Here is a 25,339-nt window from a genome sequence, read left to right on the forward strand (position 1 = left end):
CTCGTCGACCGGGCCCGACTTTCAGTCGTCGACCAGAACGCCCCAGACGTTGTCGATGACGGTTGAATTCTCGTCGCCGCCGTCTCTGACGATCTCTTGGTACGCCTGGTTTACAGCCCGGCTGTGCGAGTCCACCAGGTAGGAATGCGCGAATCCGTTGGGGACGTCACCGATCTTCTCGGCGACTAGAACGTCGATTTCGACTTGCGAGTGGTCGTCGGGGAATTCGTCCGACGACTCGATGATGAGATTGCCGCCGGAGTCAAAGTGACCCATCAGAAGAATCATGCCGAGCCCTCCGCCTGCGCCATGGTTTCGGCTGCGTCCGCGCTGACCGAGGTCTCCATGACGGTACGGACGGGAAGATTTTGCGTTTCTGTGCGGTACTCGTACGCCGCCTGAGCCGCCTCCATATCGGTGGCATGGTGACTGATGAATTCACCGCAGAACCACACCACCCAACGCTTCTTGGGTAGCCCGACCCAGGTCTCCGTAATCCGGTACCGACCGTCCAGAAGAACCTCTGCGCCATACGGAAGGCGAAGCACCATGACACCGGTACTTCTCTGGCCGGTAAGCGTGACCTTCAGGTGTCCGGCGTAAATCTGCCTCGTGACCTCCCAGTAATCGGAGTCACTGGAGCGCCTCATCCGGCGCAATTCAGCGACGGCCTTACTGATGGTCAAGCGCTGCACGCCGTTGCTCCACGTGCTGAGGAACAGGCAACTCTTCAGGGGGACGGCCGGCGGCGTCAGGACAGCATTCATGCGGCCCCACCGAAGACCTTCACACCGTCGATTTCCTCCGGAGGCTTGCCCTCACGCATAACGCAACCCGGGCAGGTGATCTTGGGCCAGTGCACGGGGTAGGGGTAGCTCAGGTGGCCCTCCGGATGCCAGCTCCGGCCGCCGGTCGTCTCCCACAGCACGCCGCACATGGTTGATTGCCACGTCTGGCGCTCCTCGTAGTGCTTCCCGTTGTCGAAGCCGGTCGCCGACATGACGTGCTTGGCGTCCTCGGGCATCTCCCATACGGCCAGCCGCTTGCGCCCCTCGGCCAGCTCGCACGCACACAGGTTGGAGATGAACCCGACAATCTCCAGGTGCTCCCGCATGTAGATCCGGAAATGGTTCTGGTTCCGGCAGATTCGGTTGTACGGGAGGTTCGGCTGCTCCCCGTGCAGCACAAACTCCGGCATCCACTGGTTGCGGAAGTTCACGGCATCGGGGTCGAACAGCGACACCCGCTGTCCGGCCTCGATTCCCTGAAGGAATTCCGTTGCCGCCTCGAATGTCATGTTCAGCCCTCCTGCGTCTCGGTTGTGAAGGCGGACCAGCGGCCCTGTACGTGGCCGATGCCGTCGGGGCGGACGCGGACGGTGCCCTCGACACCGGCGATGAGCCACCCCGTGTGTCGGGTGCCGTGTTCGTCGGTGGTCTCGATCAGCCGGTGGTAGCCGATCAGCTTCCCGATGTTGAAGAACCGGGCCTCCTTCAGCAGCGCGGCCTCGTCGACCGCCGGGAACACATCACGCTCCAGGTGCTCCCGGATCTCCTTCAGCAGCGGGCCCAGGGAGTCGTACGAGGGTTCCGATGTCTCGAAGCCGCACCCGCACATCCCGGCCCAGCCCTCGTACGAGGGCAGCCGCTCGAACCGGTGAACGCCGGCCTCGGTGCCGCCCGTGATCATCTGCGTCTTCAAGTCGCGGGCGAACGCCGCGCCGGGAAGGGCGTCGTCCAGGCCCAGTTCCGTGATCTTCGTCATTTCAGGCAGCCTTCTTTTCGGCGTCGTAGGTGTAGGGCTTGTTCGTGATCGAGTCGGTGTAGATACCGGCCTCACCCCACAGGATCGGGAAAGAGAACGGCTGTCCGTCCTTGAAGAGCTGGGCGCCGCGCTCCTGCACCTCCACCTCCATGACCCGGTCGGAGACGTGCATGTGGTCGCACACATCGGAACCCGGCATGGTCATGAAAACGCGGTCGCCGATTTCCAGGTCAACACGTTGCTGCTGCATGGTTTTCCTCCTTCATTCCGGTGGCTGACAGTCGGCGGCCCGGGGCGCGGCGTTTCTGCTGCGTCCTGGACTGCCGTTAGCTCAGACGTCGATTGCTGTGCGGGTGCCATCGGTGTGCACCACGAATGCCTGATGGAATGTGCGCCCTCTGAACTCGCGGACCCTCACGCGGTATTGGGGCTTGCTTGGGGATTGCTCTGACGCATGCGTGCACTCATGTGGCGTACGCAGTAGGCCGCGACCGGATCGGATGCCGTGCCATCGCAAGGCGGTTTGTGTTCTACGTAGCGGGTCGCGGTGTCGACCCATTCAGCCAGTTGGTCACGGTGCGTACCGCTGGAGCATGAAAAACCACAGCCGCCCACTCAGTTGTCGCGCTCAACCCAACCGTCCGGGTACACCCAGTGCGGCCGTCCTCGCCAGTGGATGACGTACTGATCGATGCGGGCTCGCCACTCGTGCCGGGGCTGCTCCTCCGGGTACCAGCGCAGTTCGGCCAGGGTGTTGCCCTTGAACGGGGTCGGGTCCCCGGTGAAGCCTGCCGCCCTCACGCTGTGCGGCATCTTGTAGTTCTCCCACTCGCCGTCACTGCCGGCCGGCCGGCGCTGGAGTTGGAGCATGTACAGCACGTCACCGTCGCGGGCGTCGGCCTCACCGGCGGGCCAGCACACGGTCCGGTCGAACCCGTCGCCGTACGTGTTCTTGGGGTTGATGTAGGCGCAGCCCGTCTGCCAGTGGTTGCCGTGGTCGTCGACCAGACTCGACACACTGCGCGGCATGGTCGGGCGCGCACCGAGGATCAGGAAGTGCGTCGTATCAGCGGGCGTGGGCCCGGTTGCCGACCGGTGGTACACCAGCTCCTGGCCCACGATCTTGATCGTCATGCCCGTGCCGGCGCGGCTGAACTTCTTCTTGCCATCCCACTCGTACGGAAGTCGCGGACGGGTCATGAGTTCCCCCCTAGTTCTTGAGCAGGTCGCGAAGCACCTTCGGCTCCTTGCCGTTTTTGGGCGTCGACTTGGTCACCCGCCGGATCGTGATCGCGTCCATCGCGGTGCTGCCGCGCCCGCGCCATGTCGAGTCGTCGGGCGTGCGGACCGTCACGTGCCGCATCCGGTACCGGCCGCCGCTGGGCGTGCAGCGGTCCCGCTCCTCGGTCTCGTAGCGGGTGACCTTGCCCAGTACTCCGCCGGTCCAGGTGGCGGATTCCTTCCTTTCCGATGACGGGCGGCAGCACCTTCGTGGCGGTTTCGGCCGAACCGCCACGCCACCAGATCGGGCACAGCAGCATCGGCGGAAGCGGCAGGGCGCGAGGCAAGAGAAGTCATGGTGAGCAGCCCTTCGTGGGTGGGATGAGAAGCCCACGAACAGCCGCCCGACAGGGGGCCACCCGTAGCCGACACGCGCACGAGGTGTCGCAGAACCCTCCGGATCAACTCCGTTGATCCCCAAGCACCAAACAGACCCGCAGGCCTCCTGCGCGCCCGGGCCGCGCTCGGCGCGCCCTCTGCACCCCCTCACTTGACGGCATTCCGACTCACCATAGACTGCCATTAGATAAGCATTTGGATAAGATACCCTCGAAGGCCAGTCGATTCAATCGGACTGATCGGCAACAAGAGGGGTGAGGTGAGGGGCGATGAAGACCTGGAGGACGAGGAAGGCTGCGTCCGCGGGCGCAGCACTCGCTGTGGCCGCGGGCGTTCTGCTCGCCGGATGCTCCGGTGGCGACGGCAGCACAACCCAGGCGCCGGCTGCACCGAGTCCGAGCGTGAGCACCGTCAAGGTCACCGATATGGCACTCGGCGAGGCGCTGAACAAGCTCGCCTTCCAGGGCGCCGGGAGCACCAGAAAGGACGGCGGTGCCTGCCTGGCCAGCTCAGCGCGGAAGGCGGGAATGCCGGAGGAGGCGCTGGCCTACATCGTCAAGGCCGATGGCGACGACATGGGTGCAGCCGTCGACGGGCTGAACAAGGTGAGCGAGGGCGGCGCTGCGCTCCTGGCGTCGCGGTCGCTGCGCGAGGACTTCGACGCGTGCATCGACAAGGCTGTACTTCCGAACGGCAGCAGCCCCAGGACTCAGAGCTCCGTGCCGCCGAAGGCAGTTGCGAAGCCTGTAGCTGGCAAGCCGAACCTGAAGCCGGCTTACCAGGCCCCCGCGGATCAGCCGGTCAATTCGCCCATTGAGCTCACCGAGGGCCTGGTCTCGATGTTCTCCTCTTACGCCCGGGACGAGGGTCAGGAGAAGACCTACGCGGCGGCCGGCCAGTGCCTGTCGACCTTGGTGTACAACGCGGGCTTGAGCCAGGAGGCGCTGCACTTCTTCGCCGGCGGCGCGCCCCTCGGCACCGGGTCGATCGTCGAACACCTGCCGAACGACAAGGACAAGGCGATCTGGCAGTCACCGAGGTTCACCCAGGGGCTCGTCGACTGCACGACGAATGCGACGCCGACTCCCATGCCCGGCCCCTGAGCGGAAGTCCATCAGGCAGACGATGGGCCCGGTGCGCCATGTCGCACCCGGCCCTTTTTCTTCTCACGGTCACGCGAGGGTGGGCGTGGTCCGCAGCAGGTGACCCCGTCCGAGAGGAAAGGAATCGAGCGGGGCCACCTGCTGCGGTGATGCGCCGCCAGGGGGGACTGACTGGGCGCGACTGCGACTCTACTGGTATCCGAGTAGAAGCGCAAAGAGAACGCGTGGCTTATTGACTAGTGTCGATAAGATGGGTCTCATAGATCGATTAAATAGGGCAAGGATAAGCCGTGTATGACCGTCACGCAGGAGTTGGAGAAGATGACGCAGCCCGTGCGCGGCACGATGAAGAAGCCGCCCGGCGCGACGCAGAGCAGCAGTAGTGGCCGCCAGGGCATGTTCGTCCGGCTGGATCCGGACGACAAGCAGCGCGCGCAGTACTGGGCTGACAAGCGCGGGTTCTCCTCGGTGAACGAGTACGTGGCCGAGGCGGTGGTCGAGAAGATCCGGCGTGAGAACCTCGACTACGACCTGCCGACCCTGGAGATCGCCCGCCTCAACGAGCTCGTCGACCAGGTCGCGGCACTGGCGAAGAACTCGGCGAACCTCGAACGCGTCGTCACCACAGGCTTCGACTCCCTCATCGGGCTCACCCGTGGCGACAACTACCTCCTGGATGACGAGGACGGCGAGCTCCGATGAGCCGGGACTTCGCAGAGATGCTGGAAGCGGCCACACCCACCGACGAGGTGATGGAGGTGGACACGTCCTTCCTCGACGCCTACCGGCGCGGCGGGAGCGAGGAGCTCAAGCGCGTCCAGGCCCAGGCAGCACAGTCTGAGCCTGAGGTGGCAACGCCCGAGCCGGAGGCGCAGCTTGACGAGGCCGGCAGCGTCGACTCCCAACTCGAGGTTGAAAGTCTGCAGGCTGATCTCGATCTGGAGCCGGACTACGAGCCCGACGCCGACGACTCCGAGCGAGCCGGCGGATCCAACCAGCGTGGTGGTGACGGCGGTGGACAGGGAGGAACTGCCGGGGTGCTCCCGAGCGGTGCGCCGGCGGACCCTGCGGCCGCCGCTGTTCCGGCTCCCGGGGCACGGTCGGACGTCGAGGACGCTGCCGCGGCGGAAGTCACTTCTCACGACATCGTCGCCTCAACGGATGAACCCGAGCATGTAACGCCCGGCTCGCTCCAGCTCACCGACCATCAGGACGCCGTGCAGAGCGCGGCATCGAAGGGCGGATCGGGCAGCACAGCTGATACCGCCACGCTCCCCCAGTCGGGTTTCCGGCTCGCCGGCGTGCAGAGCCAGCCGCACATCAAGGCGCTGCCCGAGAGCATCATGAACACGCTGCGGGAGCAGCTGCGAGCAGCCGCGGTCCGTGAGCTGGGCGTGAGCGACAGCGCTGCCCGGGAGTTCAGCCGGCGACTGAGCCAGGGCACGCTGGTGACGGCGTTCCTGCTGGCGCAGCTCGACCTGCACCTTGATGCCGATCCTGCCACCGAGCGTGCCGTCGAGCTGTTCCGCTCCCGCGACCCGCTGCTGGGCAGCGTGGTGGCACGCCTGGCGAACATCGAGGCCGCTGAACGTGAGCGGGACGGGTTGCTGCGCAAGCTGCGCGACGAGCTGGGCGAGGTGCGCCAGACCAGCGCGGTAGTCGAGCAGGCGCTGGCGTACTCCATCGCCGACCGCACGGAGAACTTCCTGCGGGGCTCGCACAACCTCCACGACGCGCCGATCACGCACAAGGAGGCGATCTACTTCCGGGACAGGGCCCGCGAGGCGACCAGGACGCAACTGAAGCTTGAACGCGAGCGGGAAGGACGGCCGATTCGATGACCACGGCGAGCACGGAGAAGCTCTTCTCCGCCCGGCCGCGCTGCAGTCCCTGCGGCAAGGATCTGGCGTCCGCCTCCAGGATCAGGTGTACCTCGGCCTGTACGGCGCTTAGCGGTGGATGCGTTGCGCGGATGCCGGACGCAGCACGAAGGAACCTGGGCCTTCAAGCACCGCTACCCGAGCGAGCAGGCCGGCACCTCCACCAACATGCCGGATTCGATGAGTCGCGCCCGGGTGGAGGTAGGTGTCAGCAGGCCCGATGGCCCTTTGTCCATGGAGGTCTCTCGGTTGGCCGGTGAACGTCGCCACCCACACGGGCGACAGAGGAGGCTCACGACGTGATCGGGCCCCGCCGCAAGGTGTGCCGTGCCGTACCGTCCCAGGGCCTACACCCAGTTGAGTGCGATGCCGTGGGCTCAGAGCGTCGGCAGCGCACTGGCGTGCGTGTAGGCCCTGGGATCTTGGGCCGCTCCCCTCTGTACGTGACGGCCGGAGTCTGGAGGGAGGTCACGTGGCGGTGATGTCGGCGGGCCGGCTGCGTGGCGGGGTGGTGGTGAAGAAGGCACGCAGGGACTGGCCGATGCGGTTTTCGCGGTCTGTGCCATGGACAGCGGCATCGAGCAAGTGCGAGAGATCCCCGGTGTCGGAAGGAGTCAGGACAAGCCAACGCAGGACGACCTGCAGTGTGAGGAGCCGGAGAGTTCGCAGCTCTTTCAGCTTCTCCTCTTCTGTCTGATCCTTGATCACGTCGCCGTGCACGTAGGTGGATCGGGCTTTGTAAGCACGTTGGACGATGCCCCTGACCTCTGTTTGGTAGTCAAGGCCGAGGAACAGTGCAGACGCACGGGAGCGAATATTTTCGGCGGTGCCCACACGTTCTTCGTCGGGACTGATCAGCAGGGCTTCCAGGGCGATGACGTAGTCGAGGTGCAGTTCGTCGGCCTCCACCTCCCAGACGCCGTCGTCGTTGTAGGTGCGCTGGTAAGCGGTCAGGATGTGCCGGGCTGCGCGTTCGAGTCGGCGGGCGCGCCGATTGAGGATGCGCCGCTCGTGGGTCGCGCCTGCCATGACCGCGTCGATCTTCGCCGAGATCGCGGTGCAGAAGTCGGTCAAGGCCGGAAGACATGCGGCCGGAACATGGAATTCGCCGGTGTCGCGGACCTCTACCTCCTCGCCTCTCCCGTCACGGCTTTCATAGACCTTGATGGTGGTCGGCACGTTTCTGGGGTTCAGATCGAAAAGGCGTCCGCGCGCGACGGTGAAGACCGAGTCCACCCGGAGAAGTTCGTTGTCCCACAGCATCAGGGGAAGAAGTGCCTGCCAGTGCTGGGCTTCCGCACGCGGGCCGGTGAAGTCGAACCAGGTCGGACGACGCGTGACCGAGCCGCCGGGATCAGGAACATGGAGAAACGGTGCGCCGGTGATCAGGTCGAGATCATGGCTCCGGCGCTGCACGACGTTCAGCGCGGGCATCGGGATCGTCCGATTGAGTTCGTCCGCAGTGAAGGTCTGCAGGGTGTGCTGACCCAACGGAATCCGTGTCCCCTGTGGGAAGGCGGCGTTGAGGAGCAGCCATCGCTCAGGGACGGGTGCCGGACCAGTGCAGAAGGTGACGAAACTGTCCGCGACCTCGGAGAGGGGAACCTGCACGCCCTGGGCAATGAGACGTGCCGCCGCAGCCAGTCCCGACACCTCCAGCAGCGTTCGGGAGTCCGGGACCCACTCTCCGTCGGTCTTGGCGTAGAGGTCGGGGTGCTCTTCCCTAGGCGCTGCGACTACCACCGCATTCTCCACGTCTTCCCAGTGGGGCTGGAGCATCAGCACCACGATGGACTGGGGTGTTGGAGACAGGGCGTCCGCGTACTCAAGCCATGCCAACACGGCCTCACGCAGGGAGAGATGCTTGCTCATACGGCCTGAACATAGCGGGCCTCAGTCGCATGTGGGCAGCGGTTTTCTAGGGCGGAACCAGTAGCAACCGGCCATGGTTCGAGCAGCAGCCGAATACCACGTACTCGCACCTAGGGTGCGACCACAGCATGGGACCCAGCACTCCAACGCCTCGTGTCCACGCAGTTCGGGTCGACCTCGATCCCCGGGTGCCATGGCCGGGCGGTGCCACTAGTCATCTTGGGCATGCCGCTCTCCTCTGGCCCAGACCGGCGGCGCGTTGTCCGCGTACTGCTCCCGGTCCCGTGGCCGGAGCTCCGTGTCAGTCGGAGGGATGAGCGCCTTCGCGGGCCGCTCGGGTCGGACCTGGACTACCTTGTGCTGCGGTTTGGGCGGAGGGAGCTGGCGGGTGACCGTGCTCGGCTGCCGCAGATATTCGGGGATTTCGCCGGCCGTGATGCGGGCTGCACGGGCGCGAGCCGCCGCCTTTGCCGCGGCCTTCCGGGCCCCTTTGGCTTCACGAGACTCCTTCGCCATCCATGCAGCGTATGCCGCTCTCGCCGCCTGCGAAATAGGTATCGCGGAACGTGAGCGCATGGGCGCGCGGTCGGTCCAAACGACGGGGGCCGTCACTCTGCTGCGCGCAGGGGCCTGGTTGACGCTGTCGGGGCGTGTCCGACCCAGGCTCGGTGATGGGATGCAACGTGTCGTCCGTCGCGCAGCCGGCCCCCAATGTCGGCGGCGGTTGATTCACCCGTCGCCGACACCCAAAGGACACCGACGCGCGTTCTGCCCTCGACTTCAACCGCTGACCATGAATAAACGAGCCCCGGCGGAACGTCCGCCGGGGCTCCTGCACGTCCACGTATTCAGTGCACCGCGGCACCAACCTCAAGCGACAGCACAACTAGGGCCGGTACACGGCTCCCCGGCTCAGCAGCGTGACCAGGGCGGACGCACAGGTGAGAGCAGCCTCGGCCGCCTCACGGGAGACGGGGACATTCCCCGGCCCTCCCGCATGCCGGTCGCTGTGCCCCTCCCATACCGCGGCCATCATCGCGACCACCGCGTCGACGCTCCCCGGAGCACCGTGCTTGCCGGGCACCACGAATTCGTACGTGCTGGACTGACGCAGGTGGGCGAGGACTGTACCGAGCGTAGGCGTCTGAGCGTTCGGCAGGAACAGCGGGCAGGCAACCGCCTCGACGGCCCGGACCACTTCGTCGTACGCCCCACTGGGATCCGGGTGCAGTCCGAACAGGCGCCCCCTGGACTTCTCCAGATGCTGGCGCGCAGCGGAGTAGCCAGCGGACTCGGCAGCACCTGCCGCACCGCTGACCGCGGCGGCCAAAGTCGCCTCCACCCGGCGCCGAAGACCCCGCCGGTCCGGAGCGATCTCATAGACCGAGAGCGACTCGGCCAGCAGTCGCCCCAGCGATTCTGTGATCTTCTTCGTCTGTCGGTGGCCTTTGGTGAACCCGACCACCCAGGCCGGCTTGGCCGGATCGGGCTCCGTGCACAGCCGGCGCAGGAGTTCGTCGACCAGGTCCCAAAGGATCGTGGCGCTTGTGCCCTCGGCGAGGAAGGCAACACATGGGTGTGTCGGAAGCGGAACCACAGGGAGATGGAGCATGAAGGGCTTGAGCACGTCCTCGGACTGGCCCCTGGCTGCATGGGCGGCCTTGGCCGCTTCCCACTCGGTGTTTAGTTCGGCCTGCCGTGCATTACGGTCGGCCAACTGCTTCTGATAGCGCGCTCGGTAGCTGTCCGGAAGCACCAGATCAAACCGGATCAGCAGAAGCCGGGCTTCCTCCGGATCAAGACTCCCGGTCTCACGGATCCAACCGCGCAACGACGGTTCCAGGGCAGGAGAGATGCCCTCCACCAGGGCAGTCCGCAGAGCCGCTCCAGTACGCACCGACAGCAGGTCCCGATTTGGTCTCATGGCCAGACCATAGCCACCCAGAGTCACATCGCCCCGGGATTTTCAGGATGGCTCTCAGCTGCTGTTGTCCGCCACCTTCTCGGAGGCGGACCCCGGCCAAGGTCCGCTAGCCAGCCGGGGATCATGCCCTCGTCGGTCCCCTGCAACGCGGCCTGAGGCGCCCTGAGCGACTTGAGACGCTCGGCAAGGTGCCGCGGGTGAACCGCGTCCGGCTCGGCGTGCCGTTGCCGACCGGGTGGTGACAGCGCTCGACAGACGACGGCCCCGAGAAGCACAGCCTCTCGGCGCCTTCTCCCTTTTCACGAGCGGCGCTTGCTCGAGCACCGTTCAGGCGTCGACCTTCTCGGCACGACCCTCACACTATTCAGAAGCCTTTCTCGAGTCTTTCGATTCTCATTCAACTGCCCAATCCGAGTAGACTCGCACTCGCTTCAGAGTCAACGGCGAGAAGGAGTCGACATGGCCGCGATCGTGGTCGCAGAGAAGCCGAGCGCAGCGAGGAACATGGCCAGTGCCCTCGGCGGGACGACGGGCAGCTACAAGGGCACGGCCTACGAGGTGGCGACCTTGAGGGGTCATCTCTACGAGTTCGCCCAGCCCCACGCAATGGTGGACTCCTCGCTCGCGGACGACTATCAGACGTGGGACCTGGGCAATCTGCCGTGGAACCCGCAGGATCTTTCGTGGAAGCGCGAGCCGCAGAAGAACGCCGCGGACGTCATCAAGACTCTGCGTGCAGCGCTCGGTCGCGGCGACGAGATCGTCATCGCCACCGACCTGGATCCGTCCGGCGAGGGCGATCTGCTCTTCTGGGAGGCGATCGACGAACTCGGCTTCCTTGGCAAGCGGTTCAGCCGCATGGAGTTCACCGACGAGTCGAAGGCCTCGATCCAGAAGGCCTTCGAGCAGCGTCGGCCCGTGAAGTCCATGCAGGACGAGGGCGATTACCGCAAGGCTATGTACCGCTCGCAGTGGGACTTCCTCTCGATGCAGTTCACCCGTATCGCTACGGCGATGGGCCGCCAGTCCGGCCAGGACCTCGTGCTGCGCCAGGGCCGGCTGAAGTCGGCGATGATCTCTCTCGTCGGTGACCAGCAGAAGGCTTATGACGCGTACGTCAAGAAGCCGTTCTTCCAGAACCGCTTCCGCGACGAGAACGACGTCATGTACACGAACCCTGATGAGCCGCGATTCGACCAGAAGGGCCAGGTGCCGCAGCAGTACGGCCCCTCCCCTGTCGTCCTGGACAGCAAGGCGGACAAGAGGACTGCGCCGCCGAAGCTGCTTGACCTAGCGTCCCTGTCTTCGATGCTCGTCGGCAAGGGTGTGAAGGCGAACCTGACGCTCTCGACCTATCAGAAGATGTACGAGGACCAGGTCGTCTCGTACCCGCGCACAGAGGACAAGACGATCACGCCCGAGCAGTTCAAGGACCTCGCCCCGCTGGTCGACAAGATCGCCGCCGTGGTCGGCGTCGACGCTGGCCTTCTGACGCATCGCCAGCCCCGGTCCACACACGTGAAGCCCCAGGGCGCGCACGGCGCGAACCGTCCGGGCCTGAAGGTGCCTTCTTCGCTGGAAGAGGTCGAGCACAAGTACGGCAAGGCCGGGCGGCTCATCTACGAGATGCTCGCGAAGAACTACCTGGCCATGGTCGCCGAGGACTACCTCTACGAGCAGCAGAAGGGCCACGTGGCGACGTACCCGGACTTCGTCGGCATCGCCAACGTGCCCAAGAGCACCGGCTGGCGGGCTGTGTTCGATCCGGACGCCGGCGACGACACGGCCGAAGGCGACGCGAACGAGTCCGGCAAGGGCCTGGGCCAGACCGCGGAGCCGTTCATCTTCGAGGGCGCGAACAAGCGCCCCGAGCATCCGACGATGAAGTGGCTGATGAAGCAGCTGGAGAAGCACGACGTGGGCACGGGCGCGACCCGCACCTCGACGTACTCGGAGGTCACCAACGACAGGGCGAAGTACCCGCTGCTGGCGGAGAAGGGCCGGAAGCTCAGGCTCGCGCAGGCCGGCGAGATGAGCTGGCGGCTCCTGCCGGGCACGCGCATCGGCGATCTCGGGCTCACCGAGAAGGTCTACGCGGATATGCGCGACATCGCCGCCGGGACGGCGACGGCCGAGGAGCGCCTGGCCGTCGTCGCCGACTGGGTGCGTGAGGACATCGTCACGATGACGAAGAACGCTGCGTCCATGCGCGCCGAGCTGGGCATGAAGGAGCAGGTGGTCGCTACGCGCGCCGAGGGCGTGTGGCAGGCCGCTCCGGGCGGGCCGAAGAAAGTCGCCTTCAAGAAGATCTGGTCGGGCCACGAGTTCAGCGATGACGAGGTGGCGAGGCTGCTGGCGGGCGAGACGATCTCGTTCGCGGCCACGAACAATGCGGGCAATCCCTACACGGCCATCGGAGCGCTCGGCGTCGGCGACTACAAGGGCCGCAAGTTCGTCGGGTTCCAGTTGGAGGTGCCGGACAAGCCGACGAAGTGGTCCGGCCGGACGTTCACGCCGGCGGAGGTCACGGCGCTCCTGGCGGGCCAGGCGCTGGAGATTGACGGCTTTGTCAGCGCGCGGAACGACAAGGCCTTTGGCTGCAAGGTCAGCTGGGACGCGAAGGCGAAGAAGATCGTCCCCGATTTCGGCTCTGGCGACGAGCCGCCGCGGTCCTGGTGCCAGGTGACTTTTACCGATGCGCAAAGGCGTGACCTGGCGGCCGGCAAGACCATCCAGGGCAAGGGCTTCGTCTCGGCCAGGGGCAAGACCTTTGACGCGAAGGTCGCCTGGAAGGAAGAGGGCGGCAAGAAGAAGATCGTGCCGTCGTTCAGCTGACGCCCGAACGAGCACTGACGAGCTGCAGCGGATCCCGGGGCCCGCTGCAGCCTTTTCACGACAACGACAACAGAAGGGATGCGATGAGGACGATGAACGACATCGTGCAGCTGGGAGATCAGGTGGGCCTGATCGGCGATGTTCAGGGCGACACCAGGTTCTTGCATGACGCAGTGGTGACGCCGACGTCGAGAGGCTGCAACTCGTTGGTGCAGCTGGGCGACTTCGGGATGATCTGGCGCGGCACGCGCAGCGAGATCCAATCCGGGCTCTGGAGGCTTTGAACGAGCAGCTCGCCGTGATTGGCGTGCGCCTGCACGTCGTGTTGGGCAACCACGAGAACTACGACCTAATCGACACGCTGTCGCGCAACGGCTCCGGGTCCTCTGGATGGGACCGCATCTGGCGCTCCTCCCCCGCTCCAGTCTCGTGCGCGCCGACCAACACTCCGTCGGCCAGCCGGCAGGGGCCGCGAGTATCGACCGGTGCGGCGGATGCCGGGCCTGACGTGGTGGGAGGCTGAGCTGCCCACGGACGAGCAGGCAGCGGGTCTTCTGGACGCCGGGGCAAGCCCTGATGTGGTGCTCGCCCACGAGCCGCTGTCGGTCCCGGGGGTGATCCAGCGGCTCGGCGACAACCACGGCTGACGCCCCGCCGATCTGGCGTACGCGCGTGAGGCGCAGCAGGTGCACACCGCACGGGCGCTCTCGGTGCTCAATCCGGCCAGCGAGACGCTGTGCGTCGCCGGGCACTACCACTTCCGGCACTCGGAGCAGGCAGTGCTCGATGGGATGCCGGTCCGTCAGGAGATCCTCGACCGGGACAGCTCAGCCGATGTGCTGGGCGTGCTCGACCTGGCCGACGACGTTCCGCGCTTCGAGGCGGTAGCGATGGGCCGAGCGCCTCTGCTTCCGCGGCGCGACTGACCGGTCAGCCGCTCAGACGACGCCCGATGACTCGGACCCGCCAGTCCGAGTCGTCGGACTTCACCATTCAAGCCCCTTTCGTTCTCGATTCAAATAGCCTATCCAAGATAGGATGTCATCCGCACACCTCACACATGAGAGCTTTTCGATAGGCCGAGTAATGACCATTGCGATCGCAGGGGGAGATGAGAGATCCATGGCGAAACTGTCCTATAAGGTGCCGAGTTCGCTGAACAGGAGCTTCCTCGACCACGAGATCACGCTGAGCAAGGGAGGCTGGGCGGCCAAGCCCTCCCCGATCAAGCAGCTGCTCTTCTTCGGCGGCGGCATCCTCGCCCTGCTGTGGTTCAGCACGTCGACGTTCGTCGCGAGCTCGGGACCGGTGGCCATCACGTTCTTCGTCCTCTGGGGACTGGCGGCGATCGCCTACTTCGGTGGGCTGATGAAGACGAAGGAGCTGCGCATCATGCGGGTGCCGGCCCTCCTGGCGTATCTGCCCCGGAAGGCTCGTCACGTCTTTACGCGCCGCAGCTCGAACCCCACGGACTTCTACTCGATCGTCGGCATCGACGGGATCGACGAGGACGGGCTGATCCACTTCTCAGACGGCGGTGAAGGTCAGGTCTACCTGATCGTCGGCTCGGCGAGCTACCTGCTCTTCGACGAGGACCGGGTCAGGATTCTCGATCGGGTCGACTCCTTCTGGCGCAAGATCGAGACGGCCTGCGAGTACAGCTTCATCACGACGAAGGAGCCGCAGCGGGTCTACCACCAGGTGGCGAACCTGGAACGGCGCAACCAGGCCCTGCGGGTCCGTGATCCCGATCTGATCGAGCTGCAGAACGAGCAGTACGACATTCTCACGCAGCACGTGGGAGGGAAGTTCACCTCGATCCACCAATACCTGCTGCTCAAGGGCAAGAACGCCGACGCACTGCGCAAGGGGCACCAGGTCCTCCAGGCCGAGGCCGGCGGCTCCACTCTGATGATCAAGGAAGCCACGATGCTCGACCGCGAGGAGGCCCTGCCGATGCTCCGGGTCTTCTACCAGGGCATCGACGACGAACTGCTCAGTCTCAAGGCGTCGCTGAACTGACCAGCGCCAGGCCGACCACCACGACGAGGAACGAACGAAGGACACCATGGCGCTGATGACGAAAGTCCGGGCACAGCTCGGCATTCCGGGAAAGAAGCCTGCCGAGACGAATGAGACCGCGGAGCTTGTGGTCGATGATCCGCGCGCGGACGGTGCTGCTCAGGCTGAGGGCGTACAGGACGCTGCGCCGGCGGACGGCGCAGCCGATGAGGCCGCCGAGCCGAAGAAGAACTGGTGGCAGCGCCGCCAGGAGGTGAAGCACCTCCAGGGCACGTTCGACGCCTACCCTCACCTGCTCGCGCTGAAGCCGAAGGAGAAGTACCTCTTCCGCTCCGACTACTTCGGGATCGACGGCTCGGTCGCCTGCATCCTGGCGTACTTCCACGACGACGCCGCGCACGACAACTTCGCCGCCTTCTGGGGTATCGACCGGATCCCGGACGGCCTGGACGAGCGAGTCACCGCCGTCGTGCTTGAGCAGGTCAAGCGGATGGATGAGAAGTGGATCGACTCGTACACCAAGCAGTCGGAGAAGCTGGACCGGCTGGATGCGAACGAGCAGGAGGAGACGGGCACGACCTCCTCCAAGCGCAAGGCCGCGAAGATCTCCGGTGACCTCGGGATCACGATCGGCGAGATCCAGGACGGTGCGAGCTACCTCTCGGTACACAACCGGCTCTTCCTCAAGGCCCCCGATCTGGCAACCCTGGACGACACGATCGACCGGGTCACGCGTCTGTACATCGACCGATTCGGCACGCTGAAGGCTGCGCCCTACGCCGGCGAGCAGCGTCAGGAGCTCTCGGGCCTGTGGAAGAACAACGAGAAGAAGAAGGGCAAGGGCTTCCACTTCACCTCGACCGAGCTGGCCGGCTCGTACTCGCTGGTGACCAATGGCCTCAACGACCGAGGCGGCGAATACGTCGGCTACATGGTCGGCGACGTCAACAACAGCGCCGTGCTCATGGACGTCAACGCCTACGACCACCACGCGATCGTCGCCGACGCCACGCTCAGCGAGTACCTCGACCGCCAGCGGGTGGCCAACATGTGGTGCTCGAAGATCTCGCAGGCCACGCTGCTGAACAACGGCCAGGTCGTCCACCTCGTCCTCGACGGAGCGAACCTCGACAAGCTCGGCCCGAAGTTCGAACGGCTCACCTCGCGCGTGGACCTGAATCAGGGCGACGTGAACATGTTCGAGATGTTCGGCGAGGAGGAGGACGAACTGGCGGTCTTCTCCGCCCAGATGGAGAAGCTCAAGCTGATGTTCGAGCAGCTCTACGAGACCAGCGACGGAGCGATCGCCTCGATCATCCGCAGCGCCCTCGAAGACACCGCGACCGACTTCTACATCGAGCAGGGCATGTGGCGGCACAACGCCAAGGAGCAGCGTTACCGCCTGCGCGTGGTGAACATCCCGCACACCCAGGTGCCGCGTCTTCAGATGTTCGTCTCCTACGTGGCAACCGCGCACAAGGCGCTGCTGAACTCCAGCAAGACCGACCCGGACCAGCTGCGCGCCTACAACGTGCTCAGGGGCATCGCCAACGCGATGCTGAGCACCAACGGCGACCTGTTCAACAACCACACGGCCTCGGCGGTGGACGGGGTCCGGGATTCGCGGCGCGTGGTCTACGACTTCTCGCGGCTCATGCGCCGCGGCAAGGGCGTGGCGATGGCGCAGCTGGTGAACATCGTCGGCTTCGCCGTTGGCAAGCTGGGGCTCGGCGACACGGTGATCATCCACGGCACCGAGCACATCGACGACCGGGTGAAGAAGTACATCAAGGACCAGTTCGACCATATGTACGAGCGTGGCGGCCGGGTGGTCTACAGCTACAACGACGTCGACAGGATGCTGGCCGACAGCGACTTCAACAAGTTCGACGCCGCGGACTACACGCTCTTGGGCCCGATGCGCGACGGCACGGTGGCGGAGTACCAGAAGCAGCTGCACCAGCGGATTCCGCCGGATCTCGCCCAGCTCATCACGGCCAAGGGCGAGAACCTCACGTATCTGCGCCGGGGCGTCTCCAACGTGGTCTTCCACCTGGATCTGGCGCTGGGGATCAATCCCTACCGCGAGGCCCAGCGCAGGCAGGTCCGCCTGGAGGCTGCCAGGGCCGAAGAGGCGGTGCGGATGGACGCGGTCATGCACGACAAGCCAGCACCGGGCTCGAATCTCACCAGCATCCGGAAGCACAGCGAGGGCGGTGACGGCGAGGCTGACGCGGGCCAGAGCGACGGGGGCAAGCGCCGCAACGGCAAGAAGAGCCTGCAGCAGTCCGAGGACGGCGCAATGCAGTCAGCGAGGAAGCCCGAGCCGAAGAAGCTGGTCAAGGCATGAGCGAGGTCAGCGCTGATACGAGGGCGAGGAGGAGGGGGGAGACGATGAACGGGAGGATCACGGCGGTGGCGCGGATGCGTGCCTGGGCCGGCCGCGGGGGCGGCGGAGCCCGCCAGGGCAGGCTCGTGCGCGGGCTCGCCCTCGTGCTCCTGGCCGTGCTGTTCGTGCCGGTCTTCATGATGGCGACTTCTTCGCCGGCGTCCGCGGACGACCAGAAGGAGCGCGACAACTACAGCCTCTACCAGCTGGCTTCGAATGCGAGCTCGTACTTCAGCGAGAAGAACTCGCCGTCGAACGACAAGGGCATGCACGAGAACTGGAAGCCGGTCACGAGCAGTCCTGCTTCAGGTGGTTCCATGCTCGGCTACGCCGACTCGGAGTTCAGCCTGGGCAACATCGTGGGCTGGTTCTTCGCCGAGGTGTCGGGGTCCTCGCAGACCGTCACGTACGAGACCCTGGCAGCGAAAGACGACAAGGGCGACGCGAAGTACTCGGGCATGCTCGACTACGCGCACTTCGGGGCGGCGAACGCTGACCTCGGCCTGGACACCATGTCCTCGGGCATCGGCGGCCAGATCGTGAGCGTGATCGGAGGCTCCATCATCTGGGTCCTCTACGCCCTGGCGCTGGCGGTCGGCACGCTGTTCTACGTCATCCTCCAGTTCCTGAAGCTCATCAACCCCTTCATGTGGTTCTACAGCGCAGTCGCGGCGGTCAATCCGACTCTTGCCGAGGGTATGACGGGAGGTGACACCGGAGGCGGCGCGCTCTCGGGTCTGCAGCAGTGGATCAGCGGCTGGTACGGCCTGCTCGTCGACATCTCGTGGCAGGTGCTGGTGCCGATCTTCATCGGCTTCCTGCTCATCGGCCTGGTCATGTTCAAGAAGATGGACCGGGGTTCGGCGATCAAGAAGCTGATCGTGCGCGTCGTCTTCATCGGCGTCGGCCTGCCGCTCATCGGATCGATGTACACCAGCGTGCTCGACAAGTTCGACAACTCGGTTCTCGGCCAGCATGCCGGTCCGACGCGCGTCGTACTGAGCACCTACGTCGACTTCGAAGCGTGGATGATGAACGACCGCCTCGGGATCCCGGACCAGGCCACTGTCTCCTGGAGCGGCGACCAGGCCAGCTCTGACGCGATGATGTCGGTGCGCACGAGCGCGCTGGCGATCAACAAGCAGTCCCACGGAGCGACGTTCAACGGCATCGGCATCGGCACGAAGGCCAACGACGCCGAGTCGGCCTGGAAGGACGGCACGGTCTCCGTCGGCACCGGCGCGTCGGACGACTTCAAGGCGGTGTTCTCGACCTTCGGGATCATCGGCAAGTACATCGCCAGCAACGAGATCGCAGCCTCCGACTTCGAGTCGGGGATCAAGAGCTCGATCACGCAGCTGGACGAGAGCGCCGAGGTCAAGAAGAGCTGGTTCGTCGACAAGGACAGCTACGGCGACGTGGAGGATTTCGGTGAGGAGAAGGGGCCGAAGCCGGTCGATCACCCGGTGATCTCGACCGACGGCACGGGCCTGACCTCCTCTCGTCCCGGCAAGGACTCGACGGTCTTCACGACGACCGGGACGAAGAGCAACTGCGGCTTCACGGTGGGCAAGACGCCCTCCTCGTGCAACCTGTCTCCCCTGGCGGCGTACAACTACCTCAACACCGGGTTCAGCCCCAGCTCGCTGAACATGTACAGCTCGAACAACGCCACGTCCGGCTTCACCCGCGAGAACCACATGGCCGTCAGCCAGGTGGGCACGGGGCCGGCGAAGTTCATGTACTGGTCCAACGCAGCCACGGTCCTGGGCTCCATCGTCCTGCTCGGCTTCTGGTACGCCATCGGCATGCTGGCCGGCTCGGTCAAGCGGATTTTCGGCCTCGTAGCGGCCGTGCCGTTCGCGACGCTGGGCGCGATGGCCGCGATCGCCAAGGTAATCGTCTACTCCATGGCGCTGATCCTGGAGGTCCTCGTCACGCTGTTCATCTACCAGTTCGTCTCGGAGTTCCTGATCTCGGTCCCGGACATCATGGCCGGGCCCGTGTCGAGCTTCATGAGCCCGGCCGGCCTGTGGGGCAGCGCTGCGCTCGGCGGGACCATCGTGGTGATCCTGACACTCATCTCCTCGCTGATGATCATGGGCATCACCTTCGCTCTGCTGCGGGTCCGCAAGACGGTGCTGCAGGCGATGGACGAGGTGGTCACCAAGCTCGTGGACAAGTTCCTGGAGACCAACTCCGCGCCGAAGCCGGACAAGGGTGGGCTGATGCCTGCTCTGGCCACAGGTGCAGGGGCCGGCGCGGGTATGGCCATGGGCAACAAGCTCGCCAACGGGTTCAACAGCAAGACCAGCGGCCCGGCGTCTCCGAGCACGGGCAAGCCCGCGGGCAAGACGGCGTCGACGAACGCCGGCGGCACGAACGGCGACGCCACGGCTCTGCCTGCCGGCAAGCCACCGCTGGCCCTGGAGGGCGGCGGCGAGGGTGACCCGGGCGATCCGAACAGCCCGGCACTGGACGGTGGTCCTGGTGGCGGTGGCTCCGGTGGCGGTGGCGGTCCTGCCGGTGCTCTGGGCTCGTCTGCCCAGGGCGACGATCCCGACGACAAAGGCGGTCCACTGCAGCTGACCAGTGGCGGAGCGGGCAGCTCACACTCGGACAAACAGACGGCACAGAATCTGAGCAACCAGGGCGGCCTGTCGAACCTCGGGTACACCTCGGACGGCAACAAGGTCATCCCCGGCGAGGTCCTGGCCTCGTACACGGAGCCGCCGAGTTCTCGCGGTGGCTCTCAAAGCCAGAGCAGCGTCGGCCGCGCTGGTTCTGTCCCGACCAGCCGAAAGGCTGTCACCGGCCAGACAGGCCAGACGCCGTTCGTCACGGGTACCCAGGATGCGCAGAGCCAGCAGGGCAGCAACCAGCAGGCTGCACCGCAGCGCTTCAACGGCGGCGCTGCTCCTGGTCTCGTTCCCGTTCCCGCTTCTGGGCAGCCGGCCGCGCCGAGCACGCGTCCTACGCGTGCCGCTCAGGACACCCCGACTCCGAGGCAGCTGGGAGCCGGAACGTCGGCTCCTCGTCCTGTGGCCGCTCCGGTTTCGGGTCGGACTCCGGCTGCGCCTGGTGCGCGGACACCGGCTCCTTCGCCGCGGCCGGTTCCGCGTCCTCGTCCCCGTCCGCTCCGGGTTGCCGATCCGGCTCCTCAGAGCGTGGAGACTCCGGAGCGGCAGCAGCGGTCGGCCGGTGGTCTTCGCCGGGGCCGACGCGAGAAGCCGCAGGACTGATCGGGCGAGCGTGGAGGGCTGACGCACCTGGTGAGGACGACCATTGCGATCGTCTTCACCAGGTGCGTCGTCTTTTGCACGGCAGGAGGAGAAGGGGGAAGAGCGTGCAGCTCGGATCGAGGCTTCGCGGTGAGTTCCCGCGCGGCCGGGTGATCCCCCGCGGCAAAGGCTGGGCGGAGAGGCTTCTTCTCACCGTAGGTTGAGCGCTTGCCGACCGGTCGCGGAAGGACTCAGCGCTCTCCGGTGCGGTCGGTGCAGCCCGCGCACGGCGCCGGAATTCCGCACCGGCCGGTCAACGCCCGCACTACGACGCGCGGATGAAGGAGCTGGTGCCGGCCGGACGGCGCACCCTGTACCAGCGCGGGCCGCTGCGCCGCGCACTGCTGGACACCTCCGCGCTGACCACGGACATCATCGCGGCCACCCGGCGGCCGACCCCGGCGTCGTTCGTTGCCGGGGCGCGGGCGGGGACGGTGTGGTGCCTGATCCCAGTTCACGTGTGGGAGAGGTGCCGAGGGTACTGGCCGATCTGGGCCCGGTTAGGACTGTTGGATACTGGTGACGTGGAAAGCAGTATCACCATCCGTCAAGTATTCAAGGTGTGGCGATCGGCATCGAGCGGCACACCGCGGGTCGCCGTGCTGCGGCTGCGGTACCGGGCGGTCGGCGACAACTGGGGACATGCTGGCGGCGGTGGCCGCGGCACCCTGCGGATCAGCGAGCCGGAAGTGCACGCTGACGAATGTGCGGTGGCCGCCCTGTGCGTCAGCCTGGCAGCCGTCGAGCCGGACGACCAGGTGTTCATCATCGCACCGTTGAGCGTGGCGGAGCTGATCCAGTCGCTTGTCCAGGCATGCAGTGTCACCGCCTTGGCTACTCCACTGCGCCCGTACGTGGCGCCGCATCTGGATCGCCTGGCCTCCGCTTCCATCGAGGTGAGGGACAGGAGGGGGATGCGCGACATGTTCCAGCAGGTCTCGGAGAGCAGGCCGGCATCGACCTTCCTCCGACTTGACGACGCGAGCCGTGCCGTTGCCTCCGGAATAGCCACCCGGCCAGGGCGGCCCGCACCGATGGAAATTGGTGAGCTGGGGTGGGTCACGGACTGGGGCCGCTCCCAGCATTACGACGGCGCAGCAGTGGCGTTCCTTCTCGCGTCCGGCGAGGGCGCGCGCGAAGACAGCGTGCGGGTGATGGCCGTACCACAGGAACCGGAGATCGTCGACGGTGAACTGGCGGCCGTTCTCATCGCCTACGCGTACGGGCAGGTGACCGGGCAGAGCGTTCAGGTGTTCTACACCGACTCACGGGACGCCGGCATCCGCCTGCGCCGGTACGTCGAGTCCGGGCGGCCCGACGGCTACGGCACGCTGCTCGCTGCGCTCACCGCGCCTTTCACAGACGCTGAGTTGCTGGACCTACAGGTGTACTGGGTCTACCGAGGGCTGACACGAGCGCAGCGGCTTGCCGACACCGCTGCCCGCCACATGAGCCGCCACGAGCCCGTTCCGGCTGAAGCCGTTGTCACGGCGGACTGGCTGCTGCAGGAGTTGGAAGCGCTGTCCGCAGCATGACCGCCAGGCGCCATTTCGGTCCCCGTGGCCGGAGGCGACGGCCAGGTCCCGCTCGGTGGACGCCTGTCCGATGGCGGTGAGCAGGCCGGTCAGTCCCTGGCGGGTCATGCCCCAGGTGCTGCGGCTGGCGCCCTGCGAGCACATCGCGCACCCGTTGAAGCAGCCAGCCTGCGGGGCCGCGTACTGCAGGCGTGTGAAGGCGTCGTCGGGCAGGGTCCGCAGTTGCTCCAGCAGCCTGGGCACTGCGGTGGTGCCGGTGGTCGTGGAGGTCACCTCGCTGGGGGTAGGGCGGCCGGGGTGAGGTGAGCGGTCAGTGCGTCCAGCAGGTCGCGGCCGGGGCCGGTGAGCTGGTGCGGACCGGCAAAGGGGGCGGCCGGGCGGTAGATGCTCGGTCTGCGCAGCCCGGCCAGTCGTACCGGCCGGTGGGTGTCGATGCGGGCGAACCAGTCGGCGCGCGCCCGCGAAGCAAGATTGGCCGGACGTGATGTCCACAGCGTTTTGTGCTGCCTGGGTGGTGCGGCAATCAGCTGTGCTGGTTGCAGTCCTTGGCCATCAATGCCTTCGCCTGGTCGCTGTCGGCGGGGATGAGCTGGACCTGGTCGATCGAGTAGGCGAAGGTGTACCCGAGCGTGATCATGCTGTCCGACATCGAGATCGAGCCGGATCCCGGGTCAGTGCCTGTCTGGTCGGAGCCGTTGCCGTCGTCCCAGAGCACACTGGTCCGGCTGTCGTTGATCGTGCCGGTCGAGAGAACCTGGTACTGACCCTTGTCGGTCTTGCCGTCCTTGACGATCGAGCCGTGCTTGATGTCGCCGAGGGCCTTCGTGGTCAGCTGGCACTGCTGGTCGCCAGCGGTGACGTTGATGTACGTGATCTTGTGGCCGTCGATGGCGGCGATGCCGCCGCGCGCCCCGTCGGTGATGGAGATGTAGGCACCGTCGAAGCTGGAGGCCTGGTTGCTGCTGGGGCTCTGCGAGGAAGCAGCATCGCTGCTCCCGCTGCAGGCGGTGAGCATGAGAGCACCCACGGCCAAGGCCGCGGCGGACACGGCGATCCTGGTCCGCGTCGCATGCGCGGTCCTGGTGGAGTTCATGGTGTTCTTCCTTCGTTCGTTCTGGGAAGCCGGTTTGGGTCAGCTCTGTGGAGGCCGGGCTGGTGGCATCGGCGGAATCGTCGGCATCTGACGCGGCGACAGCACGATGAGGACCGCAGCAGCCAGCATCACGACCGACAGCAGCGCCAGGAGCACCACGCCACCACGCCCGCCCCGACGGAGGCGTAGCGGGTGCCGCTGACGGAGCCCATGGTCCCGAAGCCGTCGACCACGCCGATCAGGCCGGCGACGATGCCCACGACTCCAGCGGTGATGCGGGACCAGTTCGCCCTGCGGATGACACTGCCACGACAAAGGCAGCGATGGCCACGAGCATGATGAAGAGCAGGAAGCCACTCTCACCTCCGGCCTCATCGCTGAAGTAGTCGACCGAGAAGCCCAAGGCTGAAGCGACCGGCATGAACAGCGAGATGATCGCCAGGAACGCCGCGACGGGAAGGATGAAGGTGGCCAGCCCCCTCAGCCTGGCCAGTGCCGGACGCGAGGTGCTCTGCCCCATCGAGCGCGCGGCGCTCTGCGCGGCGGGGGCAACGCGGTTGCTGAGGAACTCCTTGGCTCCAGAGTTCTCGACGGCCGGCGCGACCTTGGTGTTGAAGAAGTCCCGGGCACCGTTGACGACTTGCTCGGCTCCGTCGGCCATCTGCCGCATCGACGGATCACGAGACCGGCGCTCGGAAGCGATCAGTCCGGCATGAACGGCGGCCTGATACCCGGACATCGTCGGCTCGCGGTGATGCGTCTGCCGCAACCCGGCGCCCCACTTCTCGGCCGTGACAACGGGCGGAACCTGCGGTCGCGGCGGCACGGCCCGTGAAACTGGTACATGGCCCTGGGCCGGCTGCTCGGGTAACTGAGACTGATCCTCAGTCATGATCGCCCCCGCTTTCTCGTTCAGTCCCGCGTGTCCAGGTGGTGCCCTCTTCACAGGGACCAGCATCTCGGCTCCACAGTTCCACGCTGCATCCCCGGGACCCGGCTCCCGACCACGCCCGGGAGCCGAAGCCGGCCCCCTTGAGGACCACCTCACCGACTTCCGGGCTTTCTTCTCGCACATCAGCACGCGCGAAGGCATTCACAAGAGCACTATCAGTATTGCAGATTGATGTACCAGATGTACCACCTAAAGAAAGAAAGCCAGCCAAAGTCGCCTATGGATAGGTGACTTTGACTGGCCGGAACTCAGGCTGTCAGGCCTCTTCTCGGAGGTTGCCGAGTCGATGCTCAGTCAGCGCCAGTGCGACTTCGGACTGGTTGAGCGCGTGCTCGCCGTCCTGGATGCGCCACTGAAGACGCTGCACCGGCGGGGCGTCCGCTTCCTGGAGCGCCAGGTCACCGAGCTCGCGCAGCTCCGCGTACGCGCCCTGCAACTGTTCCTCGTGGTGCGCCGACCGGACCCTGAGGCGGGCGGCCCGCTCTTTCCACCAGCTCACCCGCGACTCACGGTCGAGCGTGGTCCTCCCCTCAAGCCAGGCGCGGAGCTCTGACTGGTCGACGTCGCTGGGGAGCCCGGTGGCCAGGGGCCCCTCGGGTTCCGGCATATCGATGGGAATGTGCGACAGCAGCACCGCGGGGGTCGTGTCGAGCGCATAGGAGATTGCGACGAGGTCGTCGACGGTCACGGGGCGAGCGCATCGCTCCATCTCCGCGAGGGCATCGGCTGAGATCGGGTGATCGAGCATCCGGAGCACGTAGGCCAGCTCATCGGTGGTCAGCTCGCGCAGCTGGCGGTAGTGGGTGATGGCGTCGGACACAGCGAGGGACGTGGGAAGGGGCGACGGCATGCACCGATCATAGGCGCGCCCGGTGCGGCCCCCGGGTGAGTCGTCACATAGACCTGAGCCGTCGCCACGTAGACGCACGACGGGTCCCGGAGTGGCGACCTGCGCGCCCCCTCGGGCCGAGGGCAGGCGCCAGAAGAGGCGCACCTTGGCGAAGACGTTCAGGTCGGTCCTGTCGTCGCAGCCAGTGCTGCAGATGTCCCGCGCAGTGGCGCTCATCGA

25 protein-coding genes are annotated in these 25,339 nt (G+C 66.0%); 12 read left to right on the forward strand and 13 right to left on the reverse strand.

Translation table 11 applies throughout. From position 1 onward, the window contains the following. Positions 1-21 precede the first annotated feature (21 nt). The 7 genes from STRTUCAR8_RS25355 to STRTUCAR8_RS52715 all read right to left on the reverse strand — a co-directional run bounded on the left by STRTUCAR8_RS25355 (position 22) and on the right by STRTUCAR8_RS52715 (position 3,280). Entirely contained in the window at positions 22-288 is a 267-nt protein-coding gene (locus tag STRTUCAR8_RS25355) for a hypothetical protein (protein WP_006379234.1), read from the reverse strand. Then, positions 285-767, reverse strand: coding sequence for a hypothetical protein (locus STRTUCAR8_RS25360; RefSeq protein WP_044472803.1), 483 nt, complete (start codon positions 765-767; stop codon positions 285-287). The genes STRTUCAR8_RS25355 and STRTUCAR8_RS25360 overlap by 4 nt, the downstream gene beginning before the upstream one ends. Further along, complete coding sequence (locus STRTUCAR8_RS25365) at positions 764-1,297, reverse strand: hypothetical protein (protein ID WP_006379083.1); 534 nt, start codon at positions 1,295-1,297, stop codon at positions 764-766. The genes STRTUCAR8_RS25360 and STRTUCAR8_RS25365 overlap by 4 nt, the downstream gene beginning before the upstream one ends. Before the next feature lie 2 nt (positions 1,298-1,299). Further along, positions 1,300-1,764 carry a hypothetical protein gene (locus tag STRTUCAR8_RS25370; RefSeq protein WP_006379160.1) on the reverse strand — a complete coding sequence of 155 codons (465 nt, stop codon included), beginning with the start codon at positions 1,762-1,764 and terminating at the stop codon, positions 1,300-1,302. Position 1,765: 1 nt separating this feature from the next. Continuing rightward, complete coding sequence (locus STRTUCAR8_RS25375; RefSeq protein ID WP_006378908.1) at positions 1,766-2,014, reverse strand: hypothetical protein; 249 nt, start codon at positions 2,012-2,014, stop codon at positions 1,766-1,768. A gap of 365 nt (positions 2,015-2,379) precedes the next feature. Beyond that, a complete protein-coding gene (locus STRTUCAR8_RS25380; protein ID WP_006378649.1) occupies positions 2,380-2,964 on the reverse strand; it encodes a hypothetical protein in 585 nt (194 codons plus the stop codon). Positions 2,965-2,974: 10 nt separating this feature from the next. Then, positions 2,975-3,280 carry a hypothetical protein gene (locus STRTUCAR8_RS52715; protein ID WP_006379024.1) on the reverse strand — a complete coding sequence of 102 codons (306 nt, stop codon included), beginning with the start codon at positions 3,278-3,280 and terminating at the stop codon, positions 2,975-2,977. Between the two features lie 505 nt (positions 3,281-3,785). Here STRTUCAR8_RS52715 and STRTUCAR8_RS25385 point away from each other — a divergent pair. From STRTUCAR8_RS25385 to STRTUCAR8_RS25395, 3 genes are all read left to right on the forward strand, one after another. Further along, complete coding sequence (locus STRTUCAR8_RS25385) at positions 3,786-4,487, forward strand: hypothetical protein (protein ID WP_241784702.1); 702 nt, start codon at positions 3,786-3,788, stop codon at positions 4,485-4,487. Between the two features lie 294 nt (positions 4,488-4,781). After that, a complete protein-coding gene (locus STRTUCAR8_RS25390) occupies positions 4,782-5,189 on the forward strand; it encodes a hypothetical protein (protein ID WP_006378955.1) in 408 nt (135 codons plus the stop codon). 17 nt (positions 5,190-5,206) lie between these two features. Continuing rightward, positions 5,207-6,328 (forward strand): hypothetical protein, encoded by a 1,122-nt coding sequence (locus STRTUCAR8_RS25395; RefSeq protein WP_241784703.1) that lies wholly within the window; start codon positions 5,207-5,209, stop codon positions 6,326-6,328. A 507-nt stretch (positions 6,329-6,835) separates the two neighbouring features. Here STRTUCAR8_RS25395 and STRTUCAR8_RS25400 read toward each other — a convergent pair. Then, complete coding sequence (locus STRTUCAR8_RS25400; RefSeq protein WP_044472805.1) at positions 6,836-8,239, reverse strand: HEPN domain-containing protein; 1,404 nt, start codon at positions 8,237-8,239, stop codon at positions 6,836-6,838. Between the two features lie 886 nt (positions 8,240-9,125). Beyond that, positions 9,126-10,163 (reverse strand): hypothetical protein, encoded by a 1,038-nt coding sequence (locus STRTUCAR8_RS48415; RefSeq protein ID WP_158697453.1) that lies wholly within the window; start codon positions 10,161-10,163, stop codon positions 9,126-9,128. A 312-nt stretch (positions 10,164-10,475) separates the two neighbouring features. On the opposite strand from STRTUCAR8_RS48415, the gene STRTUCAR8_RS25410 reads away from it, so the two are divergent. From STRTUCAR8_RS25410 to STRTUCAR8_RS25445, 9 genes are all read left to right on the forward strand, one after another. After that, the gene (locus STRTUCAR8_RS25410) at positions 10,476-12,998 is read left to right on the forward strand and encodes a DNA topoisomerase (RefSeq protein ID WP_241784704.1); all 2,523 of its coding nucleotides are present in this window, start codon (positions 10,476-10,478) and stop codon (positions 12,996-12,998) included. Positions 12,999-13,090: 92 nt separating this feature from the next. Continuing rightward, positions 13,091-13,282 carry a hypothetical protein gene (locus tag STRTUCAR8_RS25415; RefSeq protein ID WP_006378848.1) on the forward strand — a complete coding sequence of 64 codons (192 nt, stop codon included), beginning with the start codon at positions 13,091-13,093 and terminating at the stop codon, positions 13,280-13,282. A gap of 210 nt (positions 13,283-13,492) precedes the next feature. After that, the gene (locus tag STRTUCAR8_RS52720) at positions 13,493-13,645 is read left to right on the forward strand and encodes a hypothetical protein (RefSeq protein WP_158697454.1); all 153 of its coding nucleotides are present in this window, start codon (positions 13,493-13,495) and stop codon (positions 13,643-13,645) included. A gap of 39 nt (positions 13,646-13,684) precedes the next feature. After that, on the forward strand, positions 13,685-13,924 hold the full coding sequence (locus STRTUCAR8_RS25420; RefSeq protein WP_006378584.1) for a hypothetical protein: 240 nt from the start codon (positions 13,685-13,687) through the stop codon (positions 13,922-13,924). Positions 13,925-14,120: 196 nt separating this feature from the next. Continuing rightward, positions 14,121-15,020 carry a hypothetical protein gene (locus tag STRTUCAR8_RS25425; protein ID WP_006378847.1) on the forward strand — a complete coding sequence of 300 codons (900 nt, stop codon included), beginning with the start codon at positions 14,121-14,123 and terminating at the stop codon, positions 15,018-15,020. 55 nt (positions 15,021-15,075) lie between these two features. Further along, the gene (locus STRTUCAR8_RS25430) at positions 15,076-17,370 is read left to right on the forward strand and encodes a hypothetical protein (protein ID WP_241784705.1); all 2,295 of its coding nucleotides are present in this window, start codon (positions 15,076-15,078) and stop codon (positions 17,368-17,370) included. A gap of 44 nt (positions 17,371-17,414) precedes the next feature. Then, positions 17,415-20,651 carry a hypothetical protein gene (locus tag STRTUCAR8_RS25435; protein ID WP_006378695.1) on the forward strand — a complete coding sequence of 1,079 codons (3,237 nt, stop codon included), beginning with the start codon at positions 17,415-17,417 and terminating at the stop codon, positions 20,649-20,651. Between the two features lie 317 nt (positions 20,652-20,968). Continuing rightward, positions 20,969-22,225, forward strand: coding sequence for a PIN domain-containing protein (locus tag STRTUCAR8_RS25440; RefSeq protein ID WP_044472807.1), 1,257 nt, complete (start codon positions 20,969-20,971; stop codon positions 22,223-22,225). Between the two features lie 70 nt (positions 22,226-22,295). Next, positions 22,296-22,526, forward strand: coding sequence for a hypothetical protein (locus STRTUCAR8_RS25445; RefSeq protein ID WP_044472808.1), 231 nt, complete (start codon positions 22,296-22,298; stop codon positions 22,524-22,526). Positions 22,527-22,748: 222 nt separating this feature from the next. Here the strand turns inward: STRTUCAR8_RS25445 and STRTUCAR8_RS25450 are convergent, their stop codons facing one another. From STRTUCAR8_RS25450 to STRTUCAR8_RS48420, 4 genes are all read right to left on the reverse strand, one after another. Then, on the reverse strand, positions 22,749-23,318 hold the full coding sequence (locus tag STRTUCAR8_RS25450) for a hypothetical protein (protein WP_044472809.1): 570 nt from the start codon (positions 23,316-23,318) through the stop codon (positions 22,749-22,751). Between the two features lie 128 nt (positions 23,319-23,446). Further along, positions 23,447-23,578: a hypothetical protein gene (locus STRTUCAR8_RS55160; protein WP_006378975.1), complete on the reverse strand. Its 132-nt coding sequence runs from the start codon at positions 23,576-23,578 to the stop codon at positions 23,447-23,449. Continuing rightward, positions 23,557-24,210 (reverse strand): hypothetical protein, encoded by a 654-nt coding sequence (locus STRTUCAR8_RS25455; protein ID WP_158697455.1) that lies wholly within the window; start codon positions 24,208-24,210, stop codon positions 23,557-23,559. The genes STRTUCAR8_RS55160 and STRTUCAR8_RS25455 overlap by 22 nt, the downstream gene beginning before the upstream one ends. A 316-nt stretch (positions 24,211-24,526) precedes the next feature. Then, positions 24,527-25,090 (reverse strand): hypothetical protein, encoded by a 564-nt coding sequence (locus STRTUCAR8_RS48420; RefSeq protein ID WP_006379204.1) that lies wholly within the window; start codon positions 25,088-25,090, stop codon positions 24,527-24,529. Positions 25,091-25,339 lie beyond the last annotated feature (249 nt).

Origin of the sequence: Streptomyces turgidiscabies Car8, from assembly GCF_000331005.1 — a bacterium.
GTDB lineage: Bacteria > Actinomycetota > Actinomycetes > Streptomycetales > Streptomycetaceae > Streptomyces > Streptomyces turgidiscabies.

Excerpts from the sequence above, each read along its gene's own strand:
- STRTUCAR8_RS48415 (WP_158697453.1), bottom strand. The coding sequence starts at position 10,163 with ATGAGACCAAATCGGGACCTGCTGTCGGTGCGTACTGGAGCGGCTCTG.
- STRTUCAR8_RS25365 (WP_006379083.1), bottom strand. The coding sequence starts at position 1,297 with ATGACATTCGAGGCGGCAACGGAATTCCTTCAGGGAATCGAGGCCGGA.
- STRTUCAR8_RS25380 (WP_006378649.1), bottom strand. The coding sequence starts at position 2,964 with ATGACCCGTCCGCGACTTCCGTACGAGTGGGATGGCAAGAAGAAGTTC.
- STRTUCAR8_RS25445 (WP_044472808.1), top strand. The coding sequence starts at position 22,296 with ATGGCGGTGAGCAGGCCGGTCAGTCCCTGGCGGGTCATGCCCCAGGTG.
- STRTUCAR8_RS25355 (WP_006379234.1), bottom strand. The coding sequence starts at position 288 with ATGATTCTTCTGATGGGTCACTTTGACTCCGGCGGCAATCTCATCATC.
- STRTUCAR8_RS25435 (WP_006378695.1), top strand. The coding sequence starts at position 17,415 with ATGAACGGGAGGATCACGGCGGTGGCGCGGATGCGTGCCTGGGCCGGC.
- STRTUCAR8_RS52720 (WP_158697454.1), top strand. The coding sequence starts at position 13,493 with ATGCCGGGCCTGACGTGGTGGGAGGCTGAGCTGCCCACGGACGAGCAG.
- STRTUCAR8_RS25430 (WP_241784705.1), top strand. The coding sequence starts at position 15,076 with ATGACGAAAGTCCGGGCACAGCTCGGCATTCCGGGAAAGAAGCCTGCC.
- STRTUCAR8_RS25390 (WP_006378955.1), top strand. The coding sequence starts at position 4,782 with ATGACCGTCACGCAGGAGTTGGAGAAGATGACGCAGCCCGTGCGCGGC.
- STRTUCAR8_RS25400 (WP_044472805.1), bottom strand. The coding sequence starts at position 8,239 with ATGAGCAAGCATCTCTCCCTGCGTGAGGCCGTGTTGGCATGGCTTGAG.
- STRTUCAR8_RS25440 (WP_044472807.1), top strand. The coding sequence starts at position 20,969 with ATGAAGGAGCTGGTGCCGGCCGGACGGCGCACCCTGTACCAGCGCGGG.
- STRTUCAR8_RS25375 (WP_006378908.1), bottom strand. The coding sequence starts at position 2,014 with ATGCAGCAGCAACGTGTTGACCTGGAAATCGGCGACCGCGTTTTCATG.
- STRTUCAR8_RS25415 (WP_006378848.1), top strand. The coding sequence starts at position 13,091 with ATGAACGACATCGTGCAGCTGGGAGATCAGGTGGGCCTGATCGGCGAT.
- STRTUCAR8_RS25395 (WP_241784703.1), top strand. The coding sequence starts at position 5,207 with ATGCTGGAAGCGGCCACACCCACCGACGAGGTGATGGAGGTGGACACG.
- STRTUCAR8_RS25450 (WP_044472809.1), bottom strand. The coding sequence starts at position 23,318 with ATGAACTCCACCAGGACCGCGCATGCGACGCGGACCAGGATCGCCGTG.
- STRTUCAR8_RS25360 (WP_044472803.1), bottom strand. The coding sequence starts at position 767 with ATGAATGCTGTCCTGACGCCGCCGGCCGTCCCCCTGAAGAGTTGCCTG.
- STRTUCAR8_RS25370 (WP_006379160.1), bottom strand. The coding sequence starts at position 1,764 with ATGACGAAGATCACGGAACTGGGCCTGGACGACGCCCTTCCCGGCGCG.
- STRTUCAR8_RS25455 (WP_158697455.1), bottom strand. The coding sequence starts at position 24,210 with ATGACTGAGGATCAGTCTCAGTTACCCGAGCAGCCGGCCCAGGGCCAT.
- STRTUCAR8_RS25425 (WP_006378847.1), top strand. The coding sequence starts at position 14,121 with ATGGCGAAACTGTCCTATAAGGTGCCGAGTTCGCTGAACAGGAGCTTC.